Source organism: Burkholderia sp. JP2-270, assembly GCF_003233675.1.
GTDB lineage: Bacteria > Pseudomonadota > Gammaproteobacteria > Burkholderiales > Burkholderiaceae > Burkholderia > Burkholderia pyrrocinia_C.
On the sequence record NZ_CP029825.1, the window covers coordinates 1,902,048 to 1,914,824 of the forward strand.

At 69.0% G+C, this 12,777-nt stretch carries 16 protein-coding genes; all 16 read left to right on the plus strand.

Annotated features, from left to right (window positions below):
- Positions 1-53: 53 nt before the first annotated feature.
- Positions 54-764, plus strand: coding sequence for a Ni/Fe-hydrogenase, b-type cytochrome subunit (gene cybH / locus DM992_RS26495; RefSeq protein WP_111020401.1), 711 nt, complete (start codon positions 54-56; stop codon positions 762-764).
- A gap of 7 nt (positions 765-771) precedes the next feature.
- Positions 772-1,449 carry a HyaD/HybD family hydrogenase maturation endopeptidase gene (locus DM992_RS26500; protein ID WP_111019296.1) on the plus strand — a complete coding sequence of 226 codons (678 nt, stop codon included), beginning with the start codon at positions 772-774 and terminating at the stop codon, positions 1,447-1,449.
- Positions 1,440-1,790, plus strand: a complete 351-nt coding sequence (locus DM992_RS26505; protein WP_111019297.1) for a HypC/HybG/HupF family hydrogenase formation chaperone — start codon at positions 1,440-1,442, stop codon at positions 1,788-1,790. Before DM992_RS26500 ends, DM992_RS26505 begins: the two co-directional genes overlap by 10 nt.
- The gene (locus tag DM992_RS26510; RefSeq protein WP_111019298.1) at positions 1,787-2,302 is read left to right on the plus strand and encodes a hydrogenase; all 516 of its coding nucleotides are present in this window, start codon (positions 1,787-1,789) and stop codon (positions 2,300-2,302) included. Before DM992_RS26505 ends, DM992_RS26510 begins: the two co-directional genes overlap by 4 nt.
- A gap of 18 nt (positions 2,303-2,320) precedes the next feature.
- On the plus strand, positions 2,321-3,184 hold the full coding sequence (locus DM992_RS26515; protein ID WP_111019299.1) for a hydrogenase expression/formation protein: 864 nt from the start codon (positions 2,321-2,323) through the stop codon (positions 3,182-3,184).
- 2 nt (positions 3,185-3,186) lie between these two features.
- A complete protein-coding gene (locus tag DM992_RS26520; RefSeq protein WP_111019300.1) occupies positions 3,187-3,414 on the plus strand; it encodes a rubredoxin in 228 nt (75 codons plus the stop codon).
- Between the two features lie 2 nt (positions 3,415-3,416).
- Complete coding sequence (hybE, locus tag DM992_RS26525; protein WP_111019301.1) at positions 3,417-3,956, plus strand: [NiFe]-hydrogenase assembly chaperone HybE; 540 nt, start codon at positions 3,417-3,419, stop codon at positions 3,954-3,956.
- Complete coding sequence (locus DM992_RS26530; RefSeq protein WP_239511352.1) at positions 3,953-5,059, plus strand: hydrogenase maturation factor HoxV/HupK; 1,107 nt, start codon at positions 3,953-3,955, stop codon at positions 5,057-5,059. The genes hybE and DM992_RS26530 overlap by 4 nt, the downstream gene beginning before the upstream one ends.
- Before the next feature lie 24 nt (positions 5,060-5,083).
- Positions 5,084-5,431: a hydrogenase maturation nickel metallochaperone HypA gene (locus DM992_RS26535; protein WP_111019302.1), complete on the plus strand. Its 348-nt coding sequence runs from the start codon at positions 5,084-5,086 to the stop codon at positions 5,429-5,431.
- A 30-nt stretch (positions 5,432-5,461) separates the two neighbouring features.
- Positions 5,462-6,490, plus strand: a complete 1,029-nt coding sequence (gene hypB, locus DM992_RS26540) for a hydrogenase nickel incorporation protein HypB (protein ID WP_111019303.1) — start codon at positions 5,462-5,464, stop codon at positions 6,488-6,490.
- The gene (locus tag DM992_RS26545; protein ID WP_111019304.1) at positions 6,487-7,662 is read left to right on the plus strand and encodes a carbamoyltransferase HypF; all 1,176 of its coding nucleotides are present in this window, start codon (positions 6,487-6,489) and stop codon (positions 7,660-7,662) included. The genes hypB and DM992_RS26545 overlap by 4 nt, the downstream gene beginning before the upstream one ends.
- Complete coding sequence (locus tag DM992_RS26550; RefSeq protein ID WP_111019305.1) at positions 7,653-7,910, plus strand: HypC/HybG/HupF family hydrogenase formation chaperone; 258 nt, start codon at positions 7,653-7,655, stop codon at positions 7,908-7,910. The genes DM992_RS26545 and DM992_RS26550 overlap by 10 nt, the downstream gene beginning before the upstream one ends.
- A complete protein-coding gene (gene hypD / locus DM992_RS26555) occupies positions 7,907-9,043 on the plus strand; it encodes a hydrogenase formation protein HypD (protein ID WP_111019306.1) in 1,137 nt (378 codons plus the stop codon). Before DM992_RS26550 ends, hypD begins: the two co-directional genes overlap by 4 nt.
- Positions 9,040-10,116: a hydrogenase expression/formation protein HypE gene (hypE, locus tag DM992_RS26560; protein ID WP_111019307.1), complete on the plus strand. Its 1,077-nt coding sequence runs from the start codon at positions 9,040-9,042 to the stop codon at positions 10,114-10,116. Before hypD ends, hypE begins: the two co-directional genes overlap by 4 nt.
- Positions 10,117-10,294: 178 nt before the next feature.
- Positions 10,295-11,740, plus strand: coding sequence for a sigma-54 dependent transcriptional regulator (locus DM992_RS26565; protein WP_111019308.1), 1,446 nt, complete (start codon positions 10,295-10,297; stop codon positions 11,738-11,740).
- Positions 11,737-12,774 (plus strand): HupU protein, encoded by a 1,038-nt coding sequence (locus DM992_RS26570; protein WP_111019309.1) that lies wholly within the window; start codon positions 11,737-11,739, stop codon positions 12,772-12,774. Before DM992_RS26565 ends, DM992_RS26570 begins: the two co-directional genes overlap by 4 nt.
- Positions 12,775-12,777 lie beyond the last annotated feature (3 nt).

The window sequence follows — 12,777 nt, forward strand, 5'->3', positions numbered from 1 at the left end:
CAGAGGACGCCATCGCGGCCAGCTTCGGCCGGCCCGCACGGCAAGGAAGAATGATGACGATGCAAACGCAGTCGCGGCGCGGCCGCGCGCCCGATACGGTTCCGGCCGCCAAGGCGATCTACGTGTACGAAGCGCCGGTGCGCATCTGGCACTGGATCAATGCGGCGTCGATCGCGGTGCTGTCGATGACCGGATACCTGATCGGCTCGCCGCTCGCGACGCAACCGGGCGAGGCCAGCGCCCATTTCCTGATGGGGTACATCCGGTTCGCGCATTTCGCGGCGGCCTACCTGTTCGTCGTCGGGCTCGCCGGCCGCGCGTACTGGGCGCTGGTCGGCAACCACCACGCGCGCGAGATGTTCTGGGTGCCCGTGTTCACCCGGGACTACTGGCTCGACGTGCTCGGGATGCTGCGCTACTACCTGTTTCTCGGCCCGTGTCCGCGCCAGTACAGCGGCCATAATCCGCTGTCGCGCTTCGCGATGTTCTTCGTGTTCCTGACGGTCTCGCTGTTCATGGTCGTGACCGGTTTCGCGCTGTACGGCGAAGGCGCACAGGCCGGCTCCTGGCAGCAGCGCGCGTTCGGCTGGATCCGGCCGCTGCTCGGACAGTCGCAAGGCGTCCATACCTGGCATCACCTCGGGATGTGGGCGATTCTGCTGTTCGTGATCCTTCACGTGTACGCGGCGATTCGCGAGGACATCATGGGCCGCCAGAGCGTGGTCGGCTCGATGATCTCCGGCTACCGCACCTTCAAGGACTGACGCATCGATGCAGATTCCCTCTCAACCCATTACGCCGGCGCAGGACGCTGCCGCGATTGTCGCGCTCGGCATCGGCAACGTGCTGTGGGCCGACGAAGGTTTCGGCGTGCGCTGCATCGAGGCGCTGCAGCAGCGTTTCGAATGCGCGCCGGGCGTCACGTTGATCGACGGCGGCACGCAGGGCCTTTATCTGATCCAGCACGTCCAGGCGGCCGACTTCCTGCTGATCTTCGACGCGGTGGACTACGGGCTTGCGCCGGGCGAGCTGAAGATCGTCGAGGACGACGAGGTGCCGAAGTTTCTCGGCGTGCGCAAGATGAGCCTGCACCAGACCGGATTCCAGGAAGTGCTGATGCTGGCGCAACTGACTGGCAAGTATCCGCGCCGCGTCGTGCTGATCGGCTGCCAGCCGGAGGAGATCGACGACTACGGCGGCAGTTTGCGTCCGTGCGTGAAAGCCGCGCTCGAACGGGCGCTCGAAGCGGGTGTCGTGTACCTGCGCGAGTGGGGCTGCGCGCCGGTGCCGCGGCGCACCGCGCTGCGCGACGACGAGGCCGTCACGCTTCACCATCTGGCGCTGTCGCGTTACGAAGGCGAGCGCCCGAGCGAAGCCGACGCATGCCGCATCGGCGATGCGCGCGTGCTCGCTCGTGCGCGTGCCAAGGAGCCGCCGCCATGTGCATAGGGTTGCCGATGCAGGTTGTCGATGCGCAAGGCGGCCATGCGTGGTGCGTCGGACGCGGCGTGCGACGCCGCGTGGACACCGCGCTGGTCGGGCCGTGCGCGCCCGGCGACTGGCTGCTCGTGTTTCTCGATGCCGCGCGGGAACGGCTCGACGCCGGACGCGCGGCGGAAATCGACGCGACCCTGGCGCTGATCGAGTCGGTGATGTCGGGCGAAGGCGGCGCGGCAAGCCCCGCCGCGTTCGCGCTGCCGTCGGCGCTCGGCGTGGATGAATTGACCCGGCTAATCGGCGGCCCGCAGCGCGCGGCCGGCAGCCATGCTATTCCTGAGGAATCGAAATGAGCGAAACAAGCGACTCCACGAACGGAGCAATGCTGCCCGCAGCGTCGAACGCACTGGCGGGCGGCCAGGATTGCCTGCCGGTCGTGCAGCGACTGATCGAGCAAGCACACGCGACGTTCGTCGACGAGCACACGCTGGACGGCTGGCTCGCCGATGGCGGCGAGTGCGTCGTGCTGCTGATGGGCGACCCGGTGCGGTTTCCCGAATCCCTCGACGTCGCGGTCGTGCTGCCAGAACTGGCGCGCATCGCGGCCTCCCGTTTCGGCCGTTCGCTGCGGCTTGCGGTGGCGACGCGCGCCGGTGAGAACGCGATCGCGCGGCGCTTCGGATCGCTGCGCTGGCCCGCGCTGCTGTGGCTGCGCGACGGCGAATACGTGACGCTGCTGTCCGGCATGATGGACTGGGACGACTACGTGAAGCGCGTGACCGACGCGCTCGCCAGCCCGACGACGCGCGCGCCGTCGATCGGCATTCCCGTCAACGTCGCCGGCGACTCGTCCGGCTGCCACTGAAATTCACGCTTGCCGACCATGCAGATGAAATCCTTTCCCGTCCCCGTCGTGCCGTTCGGACCGGGTAGCCAGCCCGAAGGCGATGCCGTGCTCGACTACATGCCGATGCCCCAGGCGATGCACACGTTCGTCGCGCCGTCGCTACCGCAACGCGCCGATGCCCGGGCGCTCGACGCGGTGCGCGGCATCCTGCGGGCCGTGCTCGGCGCGCTCGATGCGTGCCGCCGCGGCGAACGGCCCGCGGCGATCGATCTGACGGCGTGCGACGCCGATGCGCTGCGCATCCTCAACGCGGTGCTCGGCGAAGGCGAGGTCAGCGCGCGCATCGACACTGCCGACACCGGCAGCGTGCTGATCCAGGAGACCGTGTTCGGGGGCGTCTGGCGCATTGCTGAGGACGGCCCGACGGGCCGCCTCGACCGCATCGAAGTGGGCGGCGCGCCGGCCGCGCTGGCTGCGGCCGCCCACGCGTCGGCGGCGCGTGCGGTGCCGGTTTCCGACACGCACCCGAGCGGCGTGATGAACGCGCCGGCAATCCTCACCGAGGTTCGCGATCAGGTCGCCCGCTGGCGTGCCGGCGCCGCGCCGCACGTCATCAATCTGACGCTGCTGCCGCTATCGCCCGAAGACGGCGCGTTCATCGACGCGGTGCTCGGCGGCGGGCCGGTGTCGGTGTTGTCCCGGGGTTACGGGAATTGCCGGATCGCCAGCACCGGCATTGTCAATTGCTGGCGCATCGCGTACTTCAACTCCCAGGACACGCTGATCCTGAACACCATCGAGATTACCGATCTGCCCGAGGTGGTGCAGGCTGCGCCCGAGGATATCGACGATTCGCACGAGCGTCTCGCGCAATTGATCGACTGGGTCGAGGAGGCGTGACCATGAACGAACACGCGACGCTGTTCGAAGGCAGCTACCTCGGCGATCGCAGCCGCATCGCGCCCAATACGCGGCTCGAATGCAAGATCTGCTGGTGGATCTACGATCCGCGCCAGGGCGATCCGGTGTGGCAGATCCCGCCGGGCGTGCCGTTCGCCGCGTTACCCGCGCACTGGCGATGCCCGACCTGCGACGGCGATGCGGAGCAATTCATGGTGCTGAGGGACTGACGTTGACGACGCGAAGCCTACGGGGCGATGCGTTGAGTGCGTCGCCGCAAAGCGGCTCGTCCGATGCGCGCATCGGCGCGCTCGTCGCGCATTTCACGACGGTCGCGGCGACCACGATGCGCGGCATGCCGGTCGTCCATCCCGCATTGCGGGTCCAGGCCGTGGACTTCGGGCCGTTTCCGTCCTGCGGCGATGCCGGCGGCGATGTCCTCGGCATCCTTGTTGCGCCGTGGTTCATGAACCTTGTCTGGCTGCCGGGCGGAACGGACACGGGCCACCCGTGCCCGCCGCCGGGGCGGTTGGCCACGCGCCGCGTCGGCGCCGTCGAGTTCGACTGGATCGGCGCGCACGCGCCGCAGGTCGGCGCGCATGCGTGCTGTTCACTGTTTTCGCCGATGTTCGACTTCGCCGATCAGACGAGCGCGGTGGCGACCGCGCGCGCCGTGCTCGCACAGCTGCGATCCGGGGGCGCCGACGCACCGCGCACGAGCCGGCGCGCGTTCCTGCTGCGGCGGCCCGCGACCCGCGAGGCCGGCGCATGACTGGCGTCGCGAGCACGAAGGCCCGCGCGTACGGGTTGGCCGCGTGGGCCGGGCAATATGTCGTGCGTCCGGGCCGTTGGCCGAGCATCGACGGCGGCCGGCCGCCGCTCGCGGGCCTGCTGTTGCGCGGCCAGCCGGCGGCGCTGGCTGCGTCGCGCCTGTCCGCGGTGTTCTCGCTCTGCGGGCGCGCGCATGCGCTGTGCGCCGAACTCGCCGTGACGGCGGCTGGCGCGCCCGCGCCCGACCCGGCCGGCGACGGGGCTCGCTCGGCCGCGCTCGCGCGCGAGACGGTCGCCGAGCATCTGCGCCGCATATGGCTCGAGTGGCCCGCGCGTCTGTCCGGCGGCGCTCCGCGCGCGTTGCCCGATGCGCAGGCGGCGGGCACGCGCGAATGGATCGAACGCCATGTGCTCGGCGCACCGGCCAGCGGCTGGCTCGCCCGTTGGGAAGACGATCCGCGCGCATGTCTGGTCGCGTGGACCGAGCGGACGACGACCGTCCCGGCGTCGCTGCTGATGCATTGCCGCGCGGTCGCGGACGGCCTGCGCATGCTGCCCCGCGCGCTGTGCATCGACGACGCGCGGCTGAGTCCGATCGGCGCGGCGATCGCGTGCGACCCTCGCTTCGCGCAGCGGCCGCAGCAGGACGGCGCGCCCGCCGAGACCGGCGTCTGGACGCGATGCGGCGATCCGCGGATCGCCGCTTACGACACGGCATGGCTGCGGCTCGGCGCGCGCGTCGCGGAGCTCGCGCGGCTCGTGGCCGGCGGCCCGGCTGCGTTTGCGTTGCGATCGGGCGCGCTTGCGCTCGGGCCGGGCGAGGCGGTCGCGTGGTGCGAGATGGCGCGCGGCGTTCTGATTCACTGGGTCCGTCTCGCACCCGGCGACGCCACGCGCGTCGTCGACTACCGCGTGGTGTCGCCGACAGAGTGGAATTTTCATCCCGACGGCAGCCTCGCGCACGCGCTCGCACGGTTCGATACGCCACGAGGCGGGGGCGGCGATGCAGCGCTCGAGGCCGCCGTCGGCGCATTGATGGGCGCGTTCGATCCGTGCATCGCCTATGCTCTCGAAACGAACGCGCCGGTTCGGCGGGAACGATGACTCTCGGAACGGAAAACCATCCACATGCATGAAGTAAGTCTGGCGGGCGGCGTACTCGCGGCGGTCGAGGCGGCGGCCCGGCGCGAGCGCTTCGCGCGCGTCAACGTGTTGCGGCTCGAAGTCGGCCGGCTCGCGGGCGTCGAGGTGGAGGCGCTGCGTTTCGCGCTCGACGCGATGGCGCCCGGCACCTGCCTTGCCGGCGCGCGCATCGAGATCGCGGAGCCGCCCGGCCGCGCGTGGTGCCTGAACTGTCATTGCGACGTGCCGCTGGCGGTGCGCGGCGAGCCGTGCGGCCGCTGCGGCGGCTACTGGCTGCAGCCGAACGGCGGCACGGAATTGCGCATCGTCGACATGCTCGTCGACGATGCCTGAAATCAAACCGAATTGCGGAAGGAGAACGACATGTGCGTGGTATGCGGCTGCGACAGCCCCGGCGGTGCGGCCCGGGATCGACACGATGCGCATCGCGAGCACCCTGAGCCGGACGCCCACGTTCGCGCTGACGCGTCCAGCGGCGACCTCCACTACGGCCTCGGGCCGGCGGGTGTCACCGTGCATGGCCTCGATCAGGGGCGAACGGTGATCCTGGAGCAGGACGTGCTCGGCGAGAACGACCGCCATGCGGCGCACAACCGGCGGCATTTCGCCGCGCACGGCGTGCGGGCACTCAACCTCGTGTCGAGTCCCGGTTCAGGCAAGACGACGCTGCTGTGCGCGACCATCGGCGCGTTGCGCGCGCGCGCGCCGGCATTGCCGGTGGGCGTGATCGAAGGCGACCAGCAAACCGCCAACGACGCGCAGCGCATTCGCGCGGCCGGCGCGCCGGCGATTCAGGTCAATACCGGCAAAGGATGCCATCTCGATGCGGCGATGGTGGCGGCGGCCTATGAACGGCTGCCGTTGCACGATCACGGCCATAGCCATAGCCATAGCCATAGCCATAGCCATAGCCACGATCACGATCACCACCATCCGCACGGCCACGCGCATACGTCCGACGACCGCACGGCGGCGCAGCAGCCCGGCAGCGTGCTGTTCATCGAGAACGTCGGCAATCTGGTGTGTCCCGCGTTGTGGAATCTGGGCGAGGACGCGAAGGTCGCTATCCTGTCGGTGACGGAAGGCGAGGACAAGCCGCTCAAGTACCCGGACATGTTCGCCGCCGCGCGGCTGATGATCATCAACAAGATCGACCTGCTGCCATACGTGCAGTTCGACGTTGAGCGCTGCATCGAGTACGCGCGCCGGGTCAATCCGGCGCTCGACGTGATCCGTCTGTCCGCGACGACGGGCGAAGGCATCGATGCGTGGCTCGACTGGATCCTGCGCGCGGCGGACGCGCGCGATCCGGTGGTCGAGCGCATTGCCGCGCTGGAAGTCGAACTGGCGTCGCTGCGCGCGCTGCAACGACGCGACGGAGGCCCGGCATGACCCTGCGGCGCGAACGACTGCCGGGCGGGTGGGGTGCCGATACCGTGCTCGCAACCGGCGCATGGCTGAAGAATGCCGCGTGCGTCTGCATCGACGGTGACGTTTACTGGTCGCCGCTTCACGGCGATCTCGACGATCCGCGCCATTGCGCCGCGCTCGATGCGTCCGTCGCGTCGCTCGTCGAGGCGGCCCGGCGCGCGTGCCGGCCGGTGCGCGCGATCGCACACGATCTGCATCCGGATTTCCACAGCTCGCGGCTGGCCGTCGAATGGAGCGAGCGCCTCGGGGTGCCGGCCATCGCCGTGCAGCATCATCATGCGCATATCGGCGCGGTCGCGGCCGAGCACGGGCTCGCGGAGCCCGTCGTCGGCCTGGCGCTCGACGGTGTGGGACTCGGCACCGACGGCGCCGCGTGGGGCGGGGAACTGCTCGAGGTCGCGCCAGACGGCTGGCGGCGGCTGGGGCACCTGACGCCCCTCGCGCTGCCGGGAGGTGACGTGGCGGCCCGCGAACCGTGGCGAATGGCCGCCGCCGCCCTGCACATGCTCGGGCGCGCGAACGAGATCGACGCGCGGCTGGCCGGCGACGTCGGCGAACGCGCGGCACGCACGATCGGCACGATGCTGGCGCGTGGCCTGAATTGTCCGCCGAGTACGGGCGCGGGACGATGGTTCGACGCCGCCGCCGGCCTGCTCGGCATTTGCCGCCATCAGCGCGCGGAGGCGGAAGCCGCGATCGCGCTCGAACGGCAGGCTACCGACTATCTGCTGGCTCACCCTGAACCCGACACGTCGGGACTCTGGCGGGTCGCGGAGGACGGCGAGCTCGATCTGCGCCCGCTGCTCGTTCGCCTGCTCGAACTGGCCGACATGGGCGATATCGCGCACGGCGCTGCGCTCTTTCACCTCGGGCTCGCCGACTCGCTTACCGCGTGGGCCGCATCGGTCGCGAACGGTCGCCCCGTGCTGCTCGGCGGCGGCTGCTTCGCCAACCGGCTTCTGTCCGCGCGTTTGCGCGCGGCGCTCACCGCGCATGGCGTGCGGACTTGCGCTCCGTCGTCGGTGCCATGCGGCGACGCCGGTCTGGCTCTGGGTCAGGCGTGGGTCGCCGCGCATAGATTGACGTCGGGCGCAGTGCCCGCGACGTCCCAAGGAGTTTCGACATGTGTCTAGCCATTCCCGCACGCCTCGTCGAGTTGCGCGACGCCGACATGGGCGTCGTCGATCTCGGCGGCGTGCGCAAGACGATCTCGCTCGCGCTCGTGCCCGATGCGTGCGTGGGTGAATATGTGATCGTGCATGTGGGCTACGCACTCGGCAGGATCGATCCGGACGAGGCCGCACGTACGCTTGCGTTGTTCGGCGAATTGGCGCAGGCAGCCGGCGACGACGGCGTGCGTCCGACGGGAGCGCCGCGATGAAGTATATCGACGAATTCCGCGACCGCGCGCTTGCCGAACGCATCTCCGCGCGCATTCAGGCGGAGGCGCTGCCCGGCATGCGTTATCACTTCATGGAATTCTGCGGCGGTCACACGCATGCGATTTCCCGTTACGGCGTGACCGATCTGCTGCCCGGCAACGTGCGCATGATCCACGGGCCGGGCTGCCCGGTCTGCGTGCTGCCGGTCGGACGAATCGATCTCGCCGTGCAACTCGCGCTGGAGCGCGGGGTAATCGTCTGCACGTATGGCGACACGATGCGCGTTCCGGCGTCGGGCGGGATGTCCCTGCTGCGCGCGAAGGCGCACGGCGCCGACATTCGTATGGTCTATTCACCGCTCGATGCGCTGAAGATCGCGCGCCGGCATCCCGATCGCGAAGTCGTGTTCTTCGCGATCGGCTTCGAGACGACGACGCCGCCCACCGCGCTGATTGTGCGCGACGCGGCCGCCGCCGATGTCGACAATTTCAGCGTGCTCAGCTGCCACGTGCTAACCCCGGCCGCGATTACGCATCTGCTCGCCGCGCCGGCGGTGTCGGCCGAGGCCGTTCCGCTCGACGGCTTCGTCGGCCCGGCGCACGTCAGCATCGTGATCGGCTCGGCACCCTATGAGGGATTCGCGCGCGACTATCGCAAGCCGGTCGTGATCGCGGGCTTCGAGCCGCTCGACGTGATGCAGGCGATCCTGATGCTGATCCGTCAGGTCAACGACGGCCGCGCCGAGGTCGAGAACGAGTTCGCGCGGGTCGTCACGCGAACGGGCAATGCCGCCGCGCAGGCGCTGATGGACGACGTGTTCGAGACCCGGGAGAGCTTCGAGTGGCGCGGCCTGGGCGAGGTCCCGGCCAGCGCGCTGCGGATCCGCCCAAAATATGCCCGCCATGACGCCGAAGTGCGTTACGGGCTCGTCTACCGGCCGGTCGCCGATCACCGGAAATGCGAATGCGGCGCGATCCTGCGTGGCCTCAAGCAGCCGCGCGACTGCTCGCTGTTCGGCACCGTGTGCACGCCCGAGAATCCGATGGGTTCGTGCATGGTGTCGAGCGAGGGCGCGTGCGCCGCGCATTATTCATATGGCCGTTTCAAGGATATTCCACTGGTACCCGCATGAACTCGACACCGACGCCCCGGACAAAACCCGCCTACGTGCGGCCCCTCAATTTTCGCGACGGCCGGATCGACATGGGCCATGGCGCGGGCGGCCGCGCCTCGGCGCAGCTGATTCGCGAACTGTTCGTCGCCGCCTTCGATAACGAGTGGCTCCGGCAAGGCAACGATCAGGCGGCGTTCGCGCCGCCGGCGACGGCGCCGGGCGAGCGCATGGTGATGGCTACCGATGCGCACGTTGTCTCGCCGCTGTTCTTTCCAGGCGGCGACATCGGCAGCCTGTCGGTGCACGGTACGGTCAACGACGTCGCGATGTCCGGCGCGCGGCCGCTGTATCTGGCCGCCAGCTTCATCATCGAGGAAGGATTCCCGCTGGCCGACCTGAAGCGCATCGTCGAATCGATGGCGCAGGCCTCGCGCGCATGTGGCGTGCCAATCGTGACCGGCGACACCAAGGTCGTCGAGCGTGGCAAGGGTGACGGCTTGTTCATCACCACGACAGGCGTCGGGGTCGTGCCGCCGGGCATTCGGATCGACGGCGCGTTGGCGCGGCCTGGCGACGCCGTTCTGCTGTCCGGCACCATCGGTGAACACGGCGTCGCGATCATGTCGACGCGCGAGGCGCTCGAATTCGAAACGGAGATCCGCTCCGACAGCGCCGCGCTGTACACGTTGGTGGCGAGCATGCTTGCGGCCGTTCCCGGCGTGCGCGTGCTGCGCGACCCGACGCGCGGCGGCCTAGCGACCACGCTCAACGAGATCGCCAGCCAGTCGGGCGTCGGCATGCTGATCTGGGAGCAGGCGATTCCCGTGCTGCCGCAAGTCGATGCGGCATGCGAACTGCTCGGCCTCGATCCGCTTTATGTGGCCAACGAAGGCAAGCTCGTCGCCATCTGCGCGGCCGAGGACGCCCCCGCGCTGCTGGCCGCGATGCGTGCGCATCCGCTCGGTGTCGGTGCCGCGCGGATCGGCGAGGTCATCGAGGATTCCCATGGCTTCGTACAGGTCGAAACGAAGTTCGGCGGACGGCGTATCGCCGATTGGTTGTCCGGTGAACAGTTGCCGCGCATTTGCTGACGCGTCGGCACGACGAGGTTCGCGCGAGGCGGGGTATCATGCGCGTTATCAGGCCGCCTGCTGCCGCATTCCGCGTGCGGCGGGCCTGAATCAGCCGGATCCGCACGGCTTTGATCGACTCATGAGCTCGCCTTTACCCGTCCGTCCCAGCCCTGACCCCGACCCTGACCCGGTGCCGATGCGCAGGCCCGCAACCGTGTTGGTCGTCGACGACGAGTTGCGCGCGCAGGAAACGATTCGCCGCGTGCTGGACGAGGAGTTCGAGGTTCTAACCGCGAGCTCCGCCGACGAAGCGCGTGCGATCCTGCAGCAGCATCCGGTCGCCGTGATTCTTTGCGATCAGCGGATGCCGGAGCGCACGGGCGTCGATTTCCTGTGCGAAGTGCGCGAGATGTGGCCCGACACCGTGCGTATCATCGTCTCCGGTTACACGGATTCGGAAGACATCGTCGCGGGAATCAACCATGCCGGCATCCACCGGTTCGTGCTCAAGCCGTGGATGCCCGACCATCTGCTCCACACGGTGCGCCAGGCCGCGGAGGCGCAGTCGCTGCAGCAGGACATGCATCGGCTCGACCTCGAGTTGCGGGGCAGCGTTCCGTTGCTCAGGCAGCGCAGCCACGAGAAACTCGCACGGGTGCAGAGCACGTTCGGTTTCGATACGATCGTGCGCTCGCCGGGCAGCCCGCTCGATCCGATCTGCACGCTCGCGGCGAAGCTCGCGCGCTACGACCTGTCGATCCTTATCCACGGCGAGTCCGGCACCGGCAAGGAGTTGCTGGCGCGCGCGGTCCATTACGCCAGCCCGCGCGCCGCCGGCCCGTTCGTCGTCGAGAACTGTGCGGCCGTGGCCGACACGCTGCTCGAATCGGAGCTGTTCGGCCACAAGCGGGGATCGTTTACCGGCGCTGTTCACGACCATGTCGGCCTGTTCCAGCGCGCCAACGGTGGCACCATTTTCCTCGACGAGATCGGTGACACGTCGCTCGCATTCCAAGTGAGGCTTCTGCGCGTGCTGCAGGAAGGGGAGGTGCGGCCGGTCGGCGCGACGCGCGCCGTGCCTGTGGACGTCCGCGTAATCGCCGCGACGCATCGCGACTTGGAGCGCGAAGTTGAAGCCGGCCGTTTCCGTGAGGATCTCTACTACCGGATCGCGACGGCGACGCTGGCACTGCCGCCGTTGCGCGAGCGAACGGGCGATCTGGTGCCGATCGCCCACAAGCTTCTGCAGGCCATCGGCGAGCACGAGTCCCGGCCGACCAGACTGGGCTTCGCCCGCGACGCGCTTGCGGTGCTGCTGGGCTACCCGTGGCCGGGCAATATTCGAGAACTGCGCAACGAAATCTACCGGGCGGTCGCGTTGAGTGACGACGACCTGATTCGCGCGGACGCGTTCTCGGCGAAGGTGATGCGCGGGCAGTCGGGCGCCGCCGCGCGCGCGCCAGAAGCGCCGGTTTCTGCCGCCGGCACGTTGCAGGAGCGGCTCGATGCGATGGAGGCAATGTTGATCAAGGAAGCGCTGTTGCGGCATCGGTGGAACAAAACCCGCGCCGCGTCCGAACTCGGTTTGTCGCGAGCCGGGCTGCGGCAGAAAATGCAGCGATTTGGCCTGGAGAAGAGATGAGCGCGGATGCCCGAGCGCCCGGCGGCACGGGCGCGTTCAACGTACTGTGGCTGCAGTCGGGTGGCTGCGGTGGGTGCAACATGTCGCTGCTGTGCGCGGACACACCGGACTTTTCCGGCATGCTGTCGCGGGCCGGTATCCGGGTGCTCTGGCATCCGTCACTGTCGCTCGAGACCGGTGCGGACGCCCGCGAGGTGCTTCAGGCCTGCCTCGACGGTACGGTCGAGCTGCATGCGTTGTGCGTTGAAGGCGCCATGCTGCGCGGCCCCAACGGCACGGGACGTTTCCACGTGCTGGCGGGCACCGGCGTGCCGATGATCGACTGGGTCGCTCAACTTGCGCGCGTCGCGCATTACACGGTGGCAATCGGCACTTGCGCCGCCTACGGCGGCATCACGGCAGCGGGCGCGAATCCGGCCGACGCATGCGGGCTCCAGTACGACGGCGATCAGCCGGGCGGCCTGCTCGGCACCGCGTACCGGTCGCGCAGCGGGCTTCCGGTCGTCAACGTGGCTGGTTGCCCGACCCATCCCGAATGGGTTGTCGAGACGCTGAGCGGGCTGTCGATGTCGATGCTCGATGCGGCCGCCCTCGACACGTTCGGCCGGCCACGCTTCTACGCGGATCAGCTCGTGCATCACGGTTGCACGCGCAACGAGTTCTACGAGTACAAGGCGAGCGCCGAACGTCCGTCCGATCTCGGCTGCATGATGGAGCACATGGGCTGCAAGGGCACGCAGGCGCACGCCGACTGCAACACCCGCCTCTGGAATGGCGACGGCTCGTGCACACGGGGCGGCTACGCGTGCATCAACTGCACGGAGCCGGGCTTTGAGGAGCCCGGCCACGCATTCCACCGGACGCCCAATGTCGCCGGTATCCCAATCGGCTTGCCGAGCGACATGCCGAAGGCATGGTTCGTGGCGCTCGCGTCGTTGTCGAAGGCCGCGACGCCGAAGCGCGTGCGGGAAAACGCCACGTCGGATCATATGAAGGTCGCGCCCCCCGCCCGTTCCCCATCCCGCAACAAATAGGCC